Origin of the sequence: Wolbachia endosymbiont of Kerria lacca (assembly GCF_051602725.1) — a bacterium.
Classification (GTDB): Bacteria; Pseudomonadota; Alphaproteobacteria; order Rickettsiales; family Anaplasmataceae; genus Wolbachia.
Genome location: NZ_CP192272.1, coordinates 1 through 17,674 on the forward strand (window position 1 = coordinate 1; position 17,674 = coordinate 17,674).

Annotated in this window: 20 protein-coding genes and 2 pseudogenes; 14 read left to right on the forward strand and 8 right to left on the reverse strand. The window is 33.8% G+C overall.

The window, feature by feature from the left end:
• Positions 1–1,383 (forward strand): chromosomal replication initiator protein DnaA, encoded by a 1,383-nt coding sequence (dnaA, locus tag ACQ4M0_RS00005; protein ID WP_213863681.1) that lies wholly within the window; start codon positions 1–3, stop codon positions 1,381–1,383.
• A gap of 157 nt (positions 1,384–1,540) precedes the next feature.
• Entirely contained in the window at positions 1,541–2,416 is an 876-nt protein-coding gene (gene secF, locus ACQ4M0_RS00010; protein WP_007302794.1) for a protein translocase subunit SecF, read from the forward strand.
• Positions 2,417–2,421: 5 nt separating this feature from the next.
• On the opposite strand, the gene ACQ4M0_RS00015 is transcribed toward secF, so the two are convergent.
• Positions 2,422–2,946, reverse strand: coding sequence for a TIGR02281 family clan AA aspartic protease (locus ACQ4M0_RS00015; RefSeq protein ID WP_213863682.1), 525 nt, complete (start codon positions 2,944–2,946; stop codon positions 2,422–2,424).
• A gap of 113 nt (positions 2,947–3,059) precedes the next feature.
• On the opposite strand from ACQ4M0_RS00015, the gene yidC reads away from it, so the two are divergent.
• Genes yidC through nusB form a run of 3 tightly spaced genes read left to right on the forward strand, consistent with a single transcriptional unit; the run spans position 3,060 to position 5,657 of the window.
• On the forward strand, positions 3,060–4,769 hold the full coding sequence (yidC, locus tag ACQ4M0_RS00020) for a membrane protein insertase YidC (RefSeq protein WP_019236304.1): 1,710 nt from the start codon (positions 3,060–3,062) through the stop codon (positions 4,767–4,769).
• A complete protein-coding gene (locus tag ACQ4M0_RS00025; RefSeq protein ID WP_052264871.1) occupies positions 4,747–5,175 on the forward strand; it encodes a 6,7-dimethyl-8-ribityllumazine synthase in 429 nt (142 codons plus the stop codon). Before yidC ends, ACQ4M0_RS00025 begins: the two co-directional genes overlap by 23 nt.
• Positions 5,175–5,657, forward strand: a complete 483-nt coding sequence (nusB, locus tag ACQ4M0_RS00030; RefSeq protein ID WP_006014794.1) for a transcription antitermination factor NusB — start codon at positions 5,175–5,177, stop codon at positions 5,655–5,657. Before ACQ4M0_RS00025 ends, nusB begins: the two co-directional genes overlap by 1 nt.
• A 99-nt stretch (positions 5,658–5,756) precedes the next feature.
• On the opposite strand, the gene ACQ4M0_RS00035 is transcribed toward nusB, so the two are convergent.
• From ACQ4M0_RS00035 to ACQ4M0_RS00045, 3 genes are all read right to left on the reverse strand, one after another.
• A complete protein-coding gene (locus ACQ4M0_RS00035; RefSeq protein ID WP_438456405.1) occupies positions 5,757–6,401 on the reverse strand; it encodes a hypothetical protein in 645 nt (214 codons plus the stop codon).
• A gap of 67 nt (positions 6,402–6,468) precedes the next feature.
• Positions 6,469–6,930 carry a dUTP diphosphatase gene (dut, locus tag ACQ4M0_RS00040; protein ID WP_438456406.1) on the reverse strand — a complete coding sequence of 154 codons (462 nt, stop codon included), beginning with the start codon at positions 6,928–6,930 and terminating at the stop codon, positions 6,469–6,471.
• Positions 6,931–7,388: 458 nt separating this feature from the next.
• Positions 7,389–8,345, reverse strand: coding sequence for an IS5 family transposase (locus ACQ4M0_RS00045; RefSeq protein ID WP_213863789.1), 957 nt, complete (start codon positions 8,343–8,345; stop codon positions 7,389–7,391).
• A gap of 220 nt (positions 8,346–8,565) precedes the next feature.
• Between ACQ4M0_RS00045 and ACQ4M0_RS00050 the strand changes: the two genes are divergently transcribed.
• The 3 genes from ACQ4M0_RS00050 to ACQ4M0_RS00060 all read left to right on the forward strand — a co-directional run bounded on the left by ACQ4M0_RS00050 (position 8,566) and on the right by ACQ4M0_RS00060 (position 10,131).
• A complete protein-coding gene (locus ACQ4M0_RS00050; RefSeq protein WP_127463556.1) occupies positions 8,566–8,967 on the forward strand; it encodes a DUF3168 domain-containing protein in 402 nt (133 codons plus the stop codon).
• Positions 8,942–9,331, forward strand: coding sequence for a phage tail tube protein (locus ACQ4M0_RS00055; protein WP_438456407.1), 390 nt, complete (start codon positions 8,942–8,944; stop codon positions 9,329–9,331). The genes ACQ4M0_RS00050 and ACQ4M0_RS00055 overlap by 26 nt, the downstream gene beginning before the upstream one ends.
• 65 nt (positions 9,332–9,396) lie before the next feature.
• Positions 9,397–10,131, forward strand: a complete 735-nt coding sequence (locus ACQ4M0_RS00060; protein WP_127463557.1) for a hypothetical protein — start codon at positions 9,397–9,399, stop codon at positions 10,129–10,131.
• A 56-nt stretch (positions 10,132–10,187) separates the two neighbouring features.
• On the opposite strand, the gene ACQ4M0_RS00065 is transcribed toward ACQ4M0_RS00060, so the two are convergent.
• Entirely contained in the window at positions 10,188–10,559 is a 372-nt protein-coding gene (locus ACQ4M0_RS00065) for a holo-[acyl-carrier-protein] synthase (protein ID WP_019236308.1), read from the reverse strand.
• A complete protein-coding gene (gene proS / locus ACQ4M0_RS00070) occupies positions 10,556–11,815 on the reverse strand; it encodes a proline--tRNA ligase (protein ID WP_438456408.1) in 1,260 nt (419 codons plus the stop codon). Before proS ends, ACQ4M0_RS00065 begins: the two co-directional genes overlap by 4 nt.
• 279 nt (positions 11,816–12,094) lie before the next feature.
• Between proS and ACQ4M0_RS00075 the strand changes: the two genes are divergently transcribed.
• The 3 genes from ACQ4M0_RS00075 to ACQ4M0_RS00085 all read left to right on the forward strand — a co-directional run bounded on the left by ACQ4M0_RS00075 (position 12,095) and on the right by ACQ4M0_RS00085 (position 14,921).
• Positions 12,095–12,589 carry a hypothetical protein gene (locus ACQ4M0_RS00075; protein WP_007302735.1) on the forward strand — a complete coding sequence of 165 codons (495 nt, stop codon included), beginning with the start codon at positions 12,095–12,097 and terminating at the stop codon, positions 12,587–12,589.
• A 27-nt stretch (positions 12,590–12,616) separates the two neighbouring features.
• A complete protein-coding gene (gene dxr, locus ACQ4M0_RS00080; protein WP_213863711.1) occupies positions 12,617–13,792 on the forward strand; it encodes a 1-deoxy-D-xylulose-5-phosphate reductoisomerase in 1,176 nt (391 codons plus the stop codon).
• Between the two features lie 172 nt (positions 13,793–13,964).
• A complete protein-coding gene (locus tag ACQ4M0_RS00085) occupies positions 13,965–14,921 on the forward strand; it encodes an IS5 family transposase (protein ID WP_213863789.1) in 957 nt (318 codons plus the stop codon).
• 119 nt (positions 14,922–15,040) lie between these two features.
• Here the strand turns inward: ACQ4M0_RS00085 and ACQ4M0_RS00090 are convergent, their stop codons facing one another.
• Positions 15,041–15,295, reverse strand: a complete 255-nt coding sequence (locus tag ACQ4M0_RS00090; protein WP_438456400.1) for a hypothetical protein — start codon at positions 15,293–15,295, stop codon at positions 15,041–15,043.
• Between the two features lie 46 nt (positions 15,296–15,341).
• Between ACQ4M0_RS00090 and ACQ4M0_RS00095 the strand changes: the two genes are divergently transcribed.
• Both ACQ4M0_RS00095 and ACQ4M0_RS00100 read left to right on the forward strand, forming a co-directional pair.
• Positions 15,342–16,478, forward strand: coding sequence for an IS481 family transposase (locus tag ACQ4M0_RS00095; RefSeq protein ID WP_438456409.1), 1,137 nt, complete (start codon positions 15,342–15,344; stop codon positions 16,476–16,478).
• Positions 16,457–16,558, forward strand: a pseudogene (locus ACQ4M0_RS00100) (IS200/IS605-like element ISW1 family transposase); the annotation flags it as partial. The gene ACQ4M0_RS00095 and the pseudogene ACQ4M0_RS00100, both read left to right, overlap by 22 nt.
• A 16-nt stretch (positions 16,559–16,574) precedes the next feature.
• Here the strand turns inward: ACQ4M0_RS00100 and ACQ4M0_RS00105 are convergent.
• Positions 16,575–17,321, reverse strand: a complete 747-nt coding sequence (locus tag ACQ4M0_RS00105; protein WP_213863941.1) for a hypothetical protein — start codon at positions 17,319–17,321, stop codon at positions 16,575–16,577.
• A gap of 213 nt (positions 17,322–17,534) precedes the next feature.
• On the opposite strand from ACQ4M0_RS00105, the pseudogene ACQ4M0_RS00110 reads away from it, so the two are divergent.
• Positions 17,535–17,648: pseudogene (locus ACQ4M0_RS00110) on the forward strand (IS481 family transposase); the annotation flags it as partial.
• Between the last annotated feature and the right edge of the window lie 26 nt (positions 17,649–17,674).

Below are 17,674 nucleotides of genomic sequence, written 5' to 3' on the forward strand. Positions count from 1 at the left end.
ATGAACTTAACTAACCCTAAGGTTTTTACTATGTTTTTTGATCAGATTATTACAGTAACGGACCACAATGTTACTTGGGAAAAAATCCAAAATTATCTCCATAATCTCTATGGAGAAGCAACATATAACAGCTGGCTGAGTTCACTAAGATTTATCAGCAACAGAAATGGAGAAGTTTTGTTGTCTGTACCAACAAGATTTATAAAGGAGTGGATTACAGTTCACTACATGGAAAAAATATTGTCATTATGGCAAAGCGAAGATCAAAGTGTATGTTCTATTGATATTCAATTAATTGAAGAAAGAAATTCAAATTCTAATACGATACTAAAAAATAGAGAGGAAAATAATCATAATCTTGGTTCACCACTAGATACCAGATTCACTTTTGATAATTTTGTGGTAGGAAAGTCAAATGAGTTAGCATTTACAGCGGCAAAGCGTGTAGCGGAATCTATAGATCCAATATCAGGAAGCAACCCTTTATTTCTATATGGTGGAGTGGGACTTGGTAAAACACATTTAATGCATGCTATAGCTTGGGACATAGTCAATTCTCCGTCAGCAAAAAGAAAAGTGGTATATTTATCAGCAGAGAAATTTATGTATCAATATATTACGGCGCTGCGGAGCAAAGATATTATGTTATTTAAAGAGCAATTTAGATCAGTAGATGTATTGATGGTAGATGATGTGCAATTTATCAGTGGTAAAGATAGTACACAAGAAGAATTTTTTCACACTTTCAATGCATTGATAGACCAAAATAAACAATTGGTTATATCAGCTGATAGGTCTCCTAGTGATCTTGATGGAGTAGAAGAAAGAATAAAATCACGACTTGGTTGGGGATTAGTTGCAGATATTAATGAAACAACTTTTGAATTAAGACTTGGTATATTGCAGGCGAAAGTGGAACGAATGAATATGTATGTTCCAAAGGATGTCCTAGAATTTTTGGCAAGGAATATAAAATCCAATATAAGAGAACTAGAAGGAGCATTAAATAAGGTTGCTCATACCTCTTTAATTGGAAGAAGCATGACAGTAGAATCAGCTAGTGAGACCCTAATTGATCTTCTTAGGTCAAATCATAGGTCAATCACAATAGAAGAAATACAGAAAAAAATAGCTGAATTTTTCAATATAAAGATTGCAGATATGCAATCTAATAGAAGGCTCCGCAGTCTTGCGAGGCCGAGACAAATAGCTATGTATTTCGCAAAGAAGTTTACGCAAAAAAGTTTACCAGATATTGGAAGAAATTTTGGTGGTAGAGATCATGCTACTGTTATACACGCAGTCAAACAAGTGGAAAATTTCATAAGAACTGACCCAAAATTTGCTGATGAAATCAATCGATTAAAAAAGATGTTTAAGTAGCACTTTATTAATGACAACCAGGCTGTTTTCATTTTTTTGATCAAATATCTTGTTCAAGTAGATTAAGTAAATCAAAGATCATTATTAGTATAAGCTAAGAGAAAATAGCTAGTCGATTGCTTAAAAAGTATATAAAATCACAATTTAAGTAGGAAATATGGCAATTAGACTTATTCCAGATAATCTTGATATAAGATTTAGTAAATATAGAAATTTGACAGCACTTGTTAGCGTTATTCTTATCATTTTTTCAATGCTTACTTTTATGCTGCGTGGAATGAATTTGGGTATAGACTTTACAGGTGGAATTTTGATAGAGATAAAATCTTCAAGCAAGGATGATGCTATTCTCGGTATATTAAAAGAGAGTGGATTTACGATACAGAGTTCAAAAGCTGGTGATAACTTAGTTGTGCGGTTTAAAGATGAGGGAGATGAAGATAAAATTAAAAAGGTTAAAAGTATATTAGAAAGCAAATTAGGTAATTTAGTAACTTATCGTAAAATAGATTATGTTGGTCCACAAATAGGCTCAACGCAGATATTTGAAGGGATATCAGCCATGTTAATTGCAATTATTGGAATATTTTTTTATGTTTGGCTTAGATTTAGCTGGCAGTGTGGACTTGGTGGAATAATGGCACTGATCCATGATGTGATTTTAACTCTTGGCTTTATCAGCTTAACGAGTATTGAGTTTAATATTTCATCAGTTGCAGCTCTACTTACCGTGATTGGCTATTCAATCAATAATTCAGTGGTTATATACGATCGGATTCGAGAGTATAAAAAAAATAGAAAAGATGTAGAAATGGATGAAATAGTTGATGCTAGCATTAATTCTACACTATTTCGTACTATGTTAACTTCAGGTACTACTCTTCTTGCTGCTCTTCCTTTAGTGCTGATTTGTACAGGTGTGGTCAGAGACTTCTGCTTAATCATTTCTTTTGGCATTGCAATCGGCACCTGTTCCGCAATATTTATCTCTGCTCCTATATTGACCTGCAGAGCGTTGATAAGTAGAGTATAGAACGTTTAACTACGATATAATATTAGCTTATTATCCCTAATAGTGAAATGAAAATATCTCAAAAAGCTCATACCAAGTAATGAATGGGACATAGAGTGAGTATTAACACTAGCGTGTACATCATTAATTAAAAAATTTCCTATTTTAACTTGAGGGATGTGAACAACACCAGCTTTTATTTGACCTTTTGCAGTTTCATATATTTTAAAGTCTTGAATGTTTTGTAAGTTAATACCAGCATGTAACGCATCTTTTTGCGATAGAACAATATCAGTTGCTCCGGTATCAAGCAAAAACGTTATATTACGATCATTGACTTGAGCTTGAATATAAAAGTGTCCATCGTATGACTTTGTAAATTCAATACTTTCGCCATTTTGAACCCTTCCTTTGTACGGTAGAAAAGTGCTCAGAAACCTATTGCTTAGTTTATCCCCTTGTGAATCAATAAACATTGCAGTAATGACTATTATCAGTAGCCAAATAACTAGATTTTTTGCTGCATTCATATTATTAAAATTTGAAGCCATAAGAGTAAATTTTTAAGATTAGCGTTAAAAGCTATTATTAAAAATAAGTAAATTTTATTGTTTTAGTACAATATTTAATATATACTTTAAGGAGGTATGTTCGATTTAATTTCATGTCAGAAGCAAAAAATTTAATTTTAGCAACAATTCTTTCTATATTGATTATAGTATTATGGCATATTATTTATGATAATTTTCTTAACACGAGCCAAAGCCAACCATCGATTGAAAATATTGAACATATCGAATCTTCTAACGACCTTGCTCCTATGATATACCAAAATCGTTCTGAAATTATTAATTCTACTAGAGAACAGAGAGTTAATTTAACCAATAACATGCTTGAAGGATCAATTTCTCTGAAAGGTGCAAGGTTTGATGACTTAATCTTAACTAACTACCACTTAGAACCGAGTTCTTCTTCTCCACAAGTGGTGTTACTGTCACCTGCAGAATCAAAAGATGTATATTTCGCAGAATTTGGGTGGCTCGATCCGAATGAAAAGATTAAAGTTCCAGATTCTAAAACAGTATGGCAAGCAGATAAACTCAATCAAAAAGAGGTCAATTTATTTTGGGATAATGAAAATGGCATTTTATTTAGAATGAAAATTAGCCTTGACGATAACTACATGTTTAAAGTTGAGCAAATTATTGAAAACAATACAAAAGATAATGTAGTTTTGGTTCCCTATGGTAAAATCAATCGTAAACGTGATAATATTAACGAATCCTATTGGATATCACATGAAGGAGTACTAGGTGCATTTAACAATAAACTAGAGGAGTGGACATATAAGGATATTTCCAAGAAACGTTTAATAAAGGCCAGCACAAGTGAAAAAAGTTGGTTTGGTTTTGCTGATAAATATTGGTTTACAGCTATCATACCTGAAAAATCTGATCAAATAAATGTAAGTATTAAGCATACGAATGTTAATAACATTGATAAGTTTCAAGTAGATTTTGTTAAACCTTACAAACACATACTCCCTGGTGCAAGTGTTTCTACTCTGAACTACTTTTTTGCTGGGGCAAAGAAATTGAATTTACTTGATTCTTATAAAGACACTCTCAATATACCTTTGTTTGATAAGGCTGTAGATTTTGGTGTTCTTTATTTTATAACCAAGCCGGTGTTTTTACTGCTTGAATATTTTAACTTTGTTTTGAAAAATTTTGGCTTAGCAATATTATTGCTAACTTTAGTAATCAAACTTTTGATGCTTCCCTTATCTAATAGATCATATATTTCGATGTTCAAGGTGAAAAGCCTGCAGCCTGAATTAACTCGTATAAAAGAGTTGTACAAAAATGACAGCTTAAAGCAGCACAAAGAGACAATTGCGTTGTTCAAGAGAAACAATGTAAATCCAATGTCGAGCATTTTCCCTATGCTCATACAAATACCAGTATTTTTTGCTCTGTATAAAGTATTATTTGTTACTATAGAGATGAGACACGCCCCTTTTTATTTATGGATTAAGGATCTTTCAGCTTCTGATCCAACAAACATTTTTACATTATTTGGGTTGTTTAATTATAACTTTCCTATTTCTATAGGCATTTTACCTATAATTTTCGGCGCTACCATGATAATTCAGCAGAAGCTAAGTGAGAAAGATCAAACCAGTAAAGATGATATTCAAGTAAATGTTATGAAGTTTTTACCTTACATTTCCGTCTTTATTTTTTCTTCTTTTCCTGCCGGCCTGGTAATATATTGGATATTTAGTAATATTATAACTCTGGTTCAACAATACTTAATAAAGTTCTTCTTAACAAGAAAAGTCGGGATAAATGTCGAAAATACTAATAGTTAATTCAATTTATTATACCGAAATAGCGAACCTTTTGCTTGAAGGTGCAGTCGATAGATTAAAAGAAAGTCATGCAAGCTATGACATAATTGAAGTTCCTGGTGCATTTGAGATACCAGCTACAATTCTCTTTGCAGTAAAAAGCAAGAATGCTAATTATGACGGTTATTTAGCTCTTGGGTGCGTGATTCGCGGTGAAACTGATCATTATAAATACGTTTGTAAAGGAGTAATCGAAGGCTTAAATGAAGTTATTATGCATTATGCAATACCCCTTGGTATGGGCGTAATTACCGCTGACAGCAAAGATAAAGCACTAATTAGAGCTGACAAAAATAAAAAGAACGTTGGTGGCCATGCAGCCTCAACTGTTTTGCATATGATAGATCTACACAATAAATTAAAATAATGGAGGAAAAACCAGTAGATAAAAAGTGGCGCATAAAAAGAAGTACGGCAAGATTTCTTGCTGTACAAATTGCTTATTCAAATATTTTTGTAAGTTACAACAAAAGCACTTTTAAATTGGAAAATTGTGAGCTTAAGGACTACATAAGTACGTTGAAAGATATATTTGAATGTGAAGAATTTGAACATCAGTTCTTAGAAAACTTGTTATGTAAGGTTATAAAAAGCAGTGAAGAATATGATAAAATAATAGAGTCTTATTTACACCCAAGCTGGTCACTTTCACGATTAAATCTTATAAGCTTATCTATTTTGCGTATTGCAGTATGTGAGTTAATTGATTTTGATACACCAGCACCAATTGTTATTAATGAATATACTAACATTGCATCTGATTTACTTGATGCTCCAAACAAAATTGGCTTTATTAATGGGTTGTTAGATAAGGTAAAGGATGCAGTCAGACTAAATAAAAATCCTTAGCAAATTTCTTACAAGTATGTGAATATCTATTTTTTGAGACAGTTTCTACAATAAGTTTAAGTCATTAACACTAAAAAATGAAGGGAAGACTTATTCCTTTTATACTTGGCTGATTAATAATCTTGCTGGCTTTTCGTGTTCAACTTTTGGTGACTTAACAATTGAGCTTGGCACAAATTCGATGGTTAGTTCTTGAACATTATTTTCTTCAACGTTTAAACCTAACGTTTTTAACTCCTGTCCACAATTTATCTGTTCAAATGTACTATCCCCTTTCTTCTTGTATAGCTGATGTATATCAAGGAGTTTAGTGTTGCCAAGCAAGATTGGATCAGGATTATCAATATATCTGATCTGACCATAACTCTCAGCTTTGAATACTTCGCCTTTTGAGTTAGTAAAATCTATAGTATATTCACCATTTTCGTTCTTATAGTTATTTTCAATAAATTCAAGATCCTCATTTGTTACTTGCAATATCAGGTATCTTTGATAGCTACCAGTAACAATTCTCGGAGCTTTAAGCTCAGATATTTCATTGTTTTTGATGATGGAATATGTTACTGAAGCAATCAGTGCAAAGGTAACAGTTGCAAGTAGATTTATTCCAATTGGCCCTATCATAGAAGCTGAAGACATCCAACATGGAACTGAAAGTGTTGTTGCTGCACCTATGACACATAGAGAAGTAAGTACTATAAGTACAATGTTTGTTTTTTGAAGATAGTTCTTAGAAGTTAACATAATATCTCATTTAAATAAGTTGAAGTAATATGTAAAAAATTATTATTGTCAACTTATAAACAATAAATTATCTACCACTTGAGCCAAAGCCTCCTTCATTGCGGACGGTTTCTTCTGTGCAGAATTCTTCTCTGTCATCCCAAATTACCTGAGATACAGGAGTGATGAGGATTTGTGCGATTCTATCTCCTCTTTTTATTTCATATGGCTGATTACTTAGATTGATTAGGCAAACTTTAACTTCACCTCGATAATCGGAGTCTATAGTGCCCGGAGAATTTAAGACAGTGATTCCATATTTTGCAGCAAGCCCAGAACGTGGGCGAACTTGCCCTTCAAAACCGTTTGGTATTGCAATCACAATGCCAGTTGGAATAAGTAACCTTTCAAGTGGATTTAAAATAACAGAGTCGTCCAATGCAGCATAAAGATCCATGCCAGCACTCTGCATAGTTGCATAACAGGGAAGAGGCAAGCTTTTACCATGTGATAACTTTTTTATTTCTACTTTAATTTTATCTCTCTGCATTTTTATTCACCAGTTATGAAAATTTGATTGTAGCATGTAAATTATGCCTGTAAAAGATAAGAAAACTACTTGACAAATATTGCCAACTTTCCTTATTATGACACTAAGGGTATTTATGACTCAAAACTTGTTTTTGACCTGCAGGCTCAATAACAAAAATTCAGTGAAAAACTTAAGGTACTTATTGGCGGATTACATAAAATTATAGCTGCTGCATGTCTTTTTTATTTTTTCTACGTTCAGCCAAAACGCGCTTATTTTAAGCGTTAGCACATTATTACAGCGCCAGTTTAAATTATTATAGAGTCAAACTCACTAAGTGGGGATCCTTTTGCCTTTTTTATAATTAGTAAATTTATTAATATTTTGGATTAGTGAGGAGTCCTATAGAGATAGCACTTGATGCTGGAATGGCTTTGTTGCACAGCTCTTCGGATAGTGGGTAATGTATAATAAATTCATGAAGCTATATCAAACTTAGCCATGCCTATTTCAGTAAATTTGTTAAGCAAATAACACTTGAGTAGCAGTTCCTTCTCACGATTAATCTCAGATTTATTCCTAAAACTAAATCCAAATATTTGCTTCAGTCGCGAGAAAAAACTTTCTATATAAGATCTCTTCCAATAATTTATCTCTTTTTTCCACCTCTTCATACCATCTTCATCATATGACTTTATGAGCTTGATTGTAGAATTTCTCTCATTCATATAATCCAACTTTGGATGCTCTACTGCATTATTTTGCGGAGGAATCCTTGTCTTTATGTCAAGCTCATCGCACAGTTTGTATAACTTCTTTCGATTATATGCCCTATCTGCATATATCGTGCTTATGTTATACTTGGTATCCACTCTTTCAATAAGATCACAGGCTCCATAGTGGTCGGAATAAACTCCACTACTGTATTTTGCAGCTATAACTTTTTTACTACCTATCTCTAGCATTACATGTAGCTTTCTTGTTTGCTCATAGCGGCGATACTTTCTATCTGTACCATTTGCCTTACTATGGCCTGGAATATTATTGTAGATGCTGATACCTGTACTATCTATAGCAATTTCAATATCTTCCATATCGTTCTTATCAACTCTGCAGTCGTTGATTTTGATATTAAGCTTTTTAAACCTTCTTGAAGCCTGCGAATAGCTGATAATTTGCAAAATTTTCCCTATTTGCTCAAGATATTTCTCTATAAATCCCACTGTTTGCCTAAGACCAATCCTGAATAGATAGGTTATTATGTGAATTAGAATCACTACTTTGTCGCTGTAGACATTGTTGCCACCTGCTACTTTTGGACTATTTTCGTACCAATTTTCAATGGCATCGTTGATATAATGAAAAACATTTCCCCTTTCTTGAAGAAATTTGTTATATTCATTGCAGTTACTGACTTTCATTCTTATTGGCATATTTTTCCTTTGTCGGCTAAATATCTATTTTATAACAAATTCCATCAGTAACTGCCTGTTCTTTCCTTGAGTGGTGCAACAAAGCCATTCCAGTACTGGAATGATACTACATAGTCTCCTTGAATGACACTAAAGGCGCCACTGGAGTCTGTTATATCTGCATTGCAACTACTTTCATGGCACCCCTGCAAATTGCAATCTTCGTAACCGTATCTGTGAGATGGAAAAAATTCAAATTATAAATGAGTTGTATAATAGTATTTATGCAGCATTAAAAGCAAACTCTGATTTAAAGAAATATGTTACTAACATCTATGATTACCTGCCTAAGCAGATTACTATTCCTTATCTGAGATTGCGCATAGTAAATTATGTTAACCTGCATATGCTATCTAACTTTGCTACAAAAGTAAGATTTTCATGCGACATATATACTTATCATATAAGCAGTATGCTTGCTGCTATAAAGCATGTTAGCTTGGTGGTAAAGAGCATTAGTAGTGAGACCATTTTGGAAAGTAATTGTGCTATGAATCAGCATGATGAAGTTTTACATTCAACAATTAATTTTGATATTTTAATACAAGGAGGTAGCGATGAGCAAATTACAGCTGAAAATTAAAGGTCATGACAATAATTTTGTTGTGCTGAATAATATACGAAACTTAAGGTTTACTTTGCGTAATAACAAAGAAGAGATGAAAGATATTTCCTCTTTTGGCTGGAGAAAAGTGCTTGATTATGCTGGAAGTAGAAAGATTACAATAAAAATTAATGGCATTTTAAATTCAGTATTGGCTGATGAATTATTGCGTAATTCTGCAATGTTAAACTCTAATAATGATTATGAGATTAGTTTTGATGCTAAGGAGAAAATAAAACTCAGGTGTTCGGTTGAATTGTATGAGAGATATTATGATCCTGCCACTTTTGACAGCTTCACTGTAGTTTTAGCCAGTGCTGAAGTTGTAAACACTTTTCATTAGTGTTAATTTAATTTTTTCATATACAATAATAATAGGTGGGGTTTTAACTAAATTAAAAAAAATTTATGAACGATGAGGATCTTTTCAAAGAAGGCGATGATAATGTTGAAGAGAATAGCGATGACAGAAGAGAAAGGAATTTGAAGAATGAAAATCAGCTTGAAGAGCAGTGCAAAGAGTATTTAAAACCTTTTGAGGATATTTTAAGTCAAATTGATGAAGGAGTTGATAATTTAGATAGCTACGAAAGGACTATGCAAGTAAAGCGAAGTATAGATAGGCTCATAGAAACCTTATATAGCCAAGCAGCATCTGAGGATATTGATGTAGAACTTGAAACCACAAAGCACACTCGCGATAAATCAGAGTCCAAGAAAAGAGTTCTGGAAAAGAGAAGAAAACAATTGATGGAAGAGATCTTAAGTGCTCAACAACAAAAGGAGCTAATGAATAATAGGCAAAAACATGAAGCAGTAAGTGATGGGGATGTTCAGAAGGCAAAAGCACGAATGAAGTCTTCAATTAGAGGAGTGTTGTTTTCAGTTATTGCTCATAGAATGGATCCAAGAAGGAGGGCAGGGGAAACTGCTGATGATAATGAAAAGCAAGCTCGTATATATGGTAGGGAAGCAGTTGGTGGAGCTCTAGGTGCACTTCTGAAAGCATTTTTAACCGCAGTTACTGCCGTTGTACGCGAAATTGCTAAACCACTTCAACATATGAATACACAAGAGACGTCTTTTGCAAAACAAGTTGAAGAAAGCAGAAACCAGGATTCACAAAAAGGTCGATCTGTGTAGGTCAAAGTATAATTTCAAAAAAAATTTTTGAAATCATATGTACTAAACAATATCTACTAAACGCAAATTACAACAAACGCAGTAGCATAATCTTGATCATCACTTAGAGAAAGGTGTATCTTGTAGTCTTTTGAGATGAAATCCTTTGTGATAGCAAGATGTGGTTTTCCCCTGATATTACTGTATATTTCTATATCTTTCATTATAATTCCCTGGCTGAATCCAGTGCCTAGCGCTTTAACAAAAGCTTCCTTTGCAGCAAAGCGTTTAGCAAAATATTTTGCCCTTACTTCTTGGCTATTATATTTTTTGCTTATCTCTATCTCCTTCTTAGTATAGATTTTATTGAGAAATTTTTCCCCGTATTTTTGTGATATTCTCAATATTCTGGGTATATATACTATGTCAGTGCCAATACCGTATATCATTTTGCGCTAAAACGATTTATTGCTTCTTCAATTTGTATTTCCTCTACCTTGCCAGTTGCTCTATTTTTTACTTCAACTATATTTGAAGTTACTGCTTTCTTTCCAATAATTATTTGCCACGGCAAGCCTATCAGATCCATTCTGGCAAATTTCACTCCTACACTTTCGTCCGTATCATCATAAAGCACTTCATCGCTTTTCAAAGCTTTGTATATTTTATCTGCAGCCTCCGTTACTTTTGTTTGTAAATTGATCAAACCAACCTTAAAAGGAGCTACTGCCTCTGGCCAGATAATTCCTTTATCATCATGGAAAGCTTCTATTATTGCGCCAACAAGCCTTGAAACTCCAATACCATACGAACCCATATGCATGTTAACATTTTTTCCATCTTGAGAAGTAACACTTGCCTTCATAGGCTTTGAATATTTGTCGCCAAAATAAAAAATATGCCCTATTTCAATACCTTTACTAACATTTAACTGTTCTTGCGGTATAGGACAAATTTTAGGATCATGCATATCGTCTGCAACTGCATATATGCTCTTCAGGCTTTCAATATCTTCGCTTTCTAGTAATTCAAAAAGTTTATTGTCATAATATAGAGTGCTCTCACCGGTGTTTGCCAATATATGAAATTCATGACTTAAATTTCCTCCAATTGGTCCTGTATCTGCCCTCACTCCAATTGGAGTAAGCCCCATTCGTTTGAAGATTTTTATGTAAGTTTTATACATCAAATTATATGAATTCAGTGCACCTTCGTAATCTACATCAAAACTGTATGCATCCTTCATCAGAAATTCCCTGCCTCTCATAACGCCATAACGAGGTCTTACTTCGTCACGAAACTTCCACTGAATTTGATATAAACAAAGTGGTAAATCTTTGTAACTTTTTACCGTATTTCTAATCAAATCAGTTACCACCTCCTCATGTGTTGGACCAAAAAGCATATCGCTTTCATGCCTATCTTTAATACGTAGCATTTCTTTGCCGTAATCATCGTAACGTCCTGACTCTCGCCAAAGACTTGCTGGCTGCACACAAGGCATTAACACTTCAATCGCACCAATTTCATCTCTGATAATATTTTCAATATTTTTAAGTACCAAAAGACCAAGCGGCAGCCAAGAATAAATTCCAGATGCTGTCTGCTTGATTAAGCCCGCACGTAACAAATATTGATGAGAAATAATTTCAGCACCAGCAGGGGTTTCTTTTAAAGTTGGCAGGTAATATTGAGATAAGCGCATTTGATAAATCTGATTGTACTAAGTAATCTTAATACAATCAGACCTGTAGGTAAACTTATTTAAAAAGGAAAGAGAGAGGAGCAGTCTTCTAAGAAGAAATAGAAGCTATCTTAAACCTCAAGTCATCACTTTTTTACCACAGCACATCATCGATGTTTTGGTATTCAGAATCATAAAAATAGCTTAGTGTTAGATATTTTTATGATAACCTCTCTTAAACAATTGATATTTTACAGTGTTTTTGGTAAAATAATAGCTTAAGGCTTAGAATAAAAGTTTATGAGTGAAGCACAAGGTCCAAATATTGCAGAATGGCAGGCACAGCAGCAACACCAGGAAGCCGCTAGTGAGAAAAGTGGTTTCGGTCTTGGTCATAGTGACTCTGTTGCAACAATTGTGGATGGAATGAAGTGGATGTTCAACTTTCATGAAGGAGCAATTGCTGCTTATAATAATGTGTTTGAAGGTTTGGTAAGTGGTAGCAGTCTAGTAACGTTATTTGGGAAATCAGGTAATATGTTTGGCATAAAATTTCTTGAAAGTCTTGCTGAATATTTTTCAGGTGGAGGTGGAGAAGATATGCCATCAGAAGGAATGGGTATGGACTACGGTGATGAGGGGCATCATCCGGATGATTATCCCCACGCTAGCAATGAAATGGCTCATAGTGCTGATGGTTTGCATGATATGCATGATGCAGGTGATCATCATGGCCAATCTTTTTCACCTGGTCCTTCACCATCTGTTGGTGATGATCATGAGCTTGGTTACTAAATAACTAAGAAGATTTTATTGTAATTAGTGAAAAAAGTTTCAGTTTTAGGATCAACAGGAAGCATTGGAAAAAAGACTGTAGATTTGCTCTTAAAGAGAAAGGAAGAATATCAGGTGGAAGCACTAAGTGCCAATTCTAACTTTGCTCTGCTAGCACAACAGGCAAATCTACTTAATGCAAAATATGCTGCCATTTCTGATGAAAGGTTCTACAAAGATTTAAAAGAAGATCTACTTGGTACAAACGTCAAAGTAGAAGTTGGTGCTCCAGGTCTAGCAAATGTTGCTTCTCTACCCGTTGATCTCTCAGTTATTGCAATAGTTGGCATCGCAGGCCTTGAGCCAGTTATAAAGGTTATAGAAAGCGGTACTAAAGTTATTGCTCTAGCAAACAAAGAGAGTATTGTTTGCGGTGGTAAGTTACTACTTAAAAAAGCTAAAGAAAGGAGCGTACAAATAATTCCCATCGACTCTGAACACAACGCAATTTTTCAAGTTTTGCAAAATGATGATAAATGTGTAGAAAAGATTATACTCACTGCCTCTGGTGGACCATTTTTAAATTATAGCCTTGAACAATTAAGAAATATCACAGTAAATCAGGCACTAAGTCACCCTACTTGGAAAATGGGAAAGAAAATATCAGTTGATAGTGCAACAATGATGAATAAAGCACTAGAAATAATAGAAGCACATCATTTGTTTAAAATTAGCCCAAATAGAATTGAAGCAGTAGTGCATCCTGAATCGATAGTACATGGAGTTGTAGTTTACCAGGATGGGTTTAGCTTTGCTGTGCTTGCAGAAACTGATATGGAAATTCCCATTGCATATGCTTTGTCTTGGCCAGAAAGATCAACTTTGAACTACAAGTTAGACTTAACAAAACAAAAAAAATTGACCTTTCAAGAACCAGACCACAAATGTTTTTCTTCACTAAAGCTAAGCATGGAAGTGTTAAATTCTTCTTCTCCACATACAAATAGTATTGTTTTGAACGCTGCAAATGAGATAGCTGTTAACGAATTTTTGAAGTCACGAATCGGTTTCTTAGAAATATTAGAGGTAGTAAAATCAACAATAGAAAATTTTGACAAGTACTCTGATATTAAATCACTATCTGACATAACAAGTATCGATTTTGAAAGCCGTATTATTGCTAACAAAATTATTGAAAATAAAGGTATCCGTTCAGCAGAGTGATAAAATAAGGTAGACGAGAAAAGACAACTAAATGGTCAAGTAGACCCATTTCATACTCCTGTCATCCTAGTAGCTGACACTGGGATGGCTTTGTTGCACCACTCAAGGAAAGAACAGGCAGTTACTGATGGAATTTGTTATAAAATAGATATTTAGCCGACAAAGGAAAAATATGCCAATAAGAATGAAAGTCAGTAACTGCAATGAATATAACAAATTTCTTCAAGAAAGGGGAAATGTTTTTCATTATATCAACGATGCCATTGAAAATTGGTACGAAAATAGTCCAAAAGTAGCAGGTGGCAACAATGTCTACAGCGACAAAGTAGTGATTCTAATTCACATAATAACCTATCTATTCAGGATTGGTCTTAGGCAAACAGTGGGATTTATAGAGAAATATCTTGAGCAAATAGGGAAAATTTTGCAAATTATCAGCTATTCGCAGGCTTCAAGAAGGTTTAAAAAGCTTAATATCAAAATCAACGACTGCAGAGTTGATAAGAACGATATGGAAGATATTGAAATTGCTATAGATAGTACAGGTATCAGCATCTACAATAATATTCCAGGCCATAGTAAGGCAAATGGTACAGATAGAAAGTATCGCCGCTATGAGCAAACAAGAAAGCTACATGTAATGCTAGAGATAGGTAGTAAAAAAGTTATAGCTGCAAAATACAGTAGTGGAGTTTATTCCGACCACTATGGAGCCTGTGATCTTATTGAAAGAGTGGATACCAAGTATAACATAAGCACGATATATGCAGATAGGGCATATAATCGAAAGAAGTTATACAAACTGTGCGATGAGCTTGACATAAAGACAAGGATTCCTCCGCAAAATAATGCAGTAGAGCATCCAAAGTTGGATTATATGAATGAGAGAAATTCTACAATCAAGCTCATAAAGTCATATGATGAAGATGGTATGAAGAGGTGGAAAAAAGAGATAAATTATTGGAAGAGATCTTATATAGAAAGTTTTTTCTCGCGACTGAAGCAAATATTTGGATTTAGTTTTAGGAATAAATCTGAGATTAATCGTGAGAAGGAACTGCTACTCAAGTGTTATTTGCTTAACAAATTTACTGAAATAGGCATGGCTAAGTTTGATATAGCTTCATGAATTTATTATACATTACCCACTATCCGAAGAGCTGTGCAACAAAGCCCACTGGGATCCAGAAAAATTTACAAGTAAACTGAGCTTATGCTAAATTCAATGAGATTAAATGAAAACCAGCATCAAGTGCTGGAATGACACCTTACCTGAACAGATAAATCACTAGCACGTTCGTTCACAATAACTTGAGAGAAGCTTACATCATTAATAACTGTATTTGCTCTATACAGAAAACCACATCCTATTGCAAAAAAAAGCAACGAAGTTGCAGCAAGTGGAACCGGGTTGTCAACTACGAAACATAGACCAACAGCAAATACTCCAGATAACAAAAAAGCACAAGCATAATGTGTATTAAACAAGACTTGATCTGACACTTTAAAAAAGTAAGTTATAAAATAATAAAAGAAAGGAGTGTTAGATATGAGTACGATACAAACAAAAATACTAAAACCAAAGTTAGGGTTATTAGAACTAGCAAAGCAATTAGGTAACGTATCACAAGCGTGTAAGGTGATGGGTTATTCGCGTGATACATTTTATCGATTTAAGGAGTTATATGAAAGTGGGGGAGAAGGAGCATTACATGAAATAAGTAAGAAAAAACCCCTATTAGCAAACAGAGTTTCCGAAGATATAGAAAGGGCAATAATTGGCATAGCTACAGAATTTCCAGCATATGGACAACAAAGAGCTGCAAATGAGCTGAGAAAAAGGGGTGTAATAATTTCCGAAGGTGGCGTAAGATCTGTATGGCTAAGAAATGACATTGAAACGTTCAAAAAAAGACTTAAAGCCCTTGAAGCAAAGGTTGCACAAGACGGCATAATTTTAACTGAAGAGCAACTTGCAGCATTGGAAAAAGTTAAAGAGCAAAGAGAAGCTCACGGTGAAATTGAAACAGAACATTCAGGTTATTTAGGGTCTCAAGATACTTATTACGTAGGCAATATCAAGGGCGTTGGGCGCATTTACCAGCAGACTTTTATTGATACATATTCGAGAGTGGCTTTTGCTAAGCTTTATACAGATAAAACTGCTATTACCGCTGCCGACTTGCTGAATGATAGAGTAATACCATTTTTTGATGTACAAAACGTGCCATTATTGCGCATTTTGACTGATAGAGGTACAGAATATTGTGGTAAACCAGAAAATCACGCTTATCAGCTTTATTTGGGAATTGAAAATATTGATCATTCAAGAACTAAAGCCAATTCACCACAAACTAATGGCATATGCGAAAGGTTTCATAAAACTATGCAAGATGAGTGTTACAATATTATCTTTAGAAAGAAAATCTACAGTTCTTTAGAAGATTTGCAGATAGATGTTGATCATTGGTTACGCTCTTACAATGAGACCAGGCCTCACTCAGGTAAATATTGCTATGGTAAAACGCCTATGCAGACTTTTCTTGATAGCAAACACATTGCTTTTCAGAAAAATATTAGTAACGTTAAACAAGAGACTGATATTAGTTTTCAATTCTTCTGTCAGTTAATTCGTTGCTGTCAGATTAAGTTGTGTCTAGTACAGTCAGGACTAGCGGAAATGTAACTGACGAAATGATAAAAAATTATATTGAAAATCACTCTAAAAAAGAAGATAAATTTGGTGACTTTCAAGTCGAAAGTTAGCATTCTATGCTCTCTCTCAATCTTTGGATTTTAATCCATAGTGGTTGAATTGGACTTCTTTTGATTCATCTATTTTAGTATTAGGTCTTAGTGCTTCATATGTAGCACCACCAGCTACGAGTGCAGATGCTGTAGCTATGCCAATTATTGCTAATATACTTAGTCTAGTTGTATGTTCAAGTATAGTACTTGCTACCAGCCCAACAGCAAGACCAATAACAGCAGTGTACAACATTCTAGGATTATTTGAATTAGGCATATAGCTCACTAACTCTCTGCAACACTTTTCTGATTCTTTCTTTATGTCCTCGAGCTTATTTAGATCTTCTTTTTCTATTTTAGCATTTAATTCTAGTTTCTTACATAATTCTTGCATTTCTTTTACTTGTTTTTCTAATTTTTTTAAAAAATTTATTATTTTTGTTCCTTGTAATTTTATTATTGTTTCCTTAAGTAGTAACGTTGATATTGGCATTGCTATTTCTTCTATCTCTTTTTCTATTTTCCTTTCCAATTCCACTACTTTTTCTATTCCTTCTTCTGATATTTTAGTGTCTTTTTTTAGTTCTATTTCAAACTTTCTTTTTTTCAACTCTGATTTTGCTTCTTCTAATGATTCTAATACATTCCATAGCTTTTCACCAGAATTCTGACTCCGTTTTGGTGACATAGACTGACTGCCTTTGAACTTTTTTGGTGATATGGGCTGATTTTTACCATCTTTAAGCTTTTTTGAGTTTTCACCAGCACTTACTTTAGCCATAATAAACCTCACATATTAAATAATGCTATTACATAATATCTTTAAAGCTCAATGTCAAATAGTATCTTTACATAATATAACTCATAAACAGAAAATTTTAGTGTAAATTGCCATATTTACTTTGTGCTACGGTTTGAGATAGAATAACAACTTGCTTCAAATATGGAAAGGCAGTACAACTCTATAATCAAGTTACTGAACTCTCATTTACTCCTCTTTTTTTGTAAAACAATCTACAATTCATTAGAAGATCTTCAGATAGACGTTGATCATTGGTTGTGTTTTTACAATGAGACAAGACCTCATTCTAGTAAATATTGTTATGGCGATGTAGACTTTCCTGAATAGAAAAC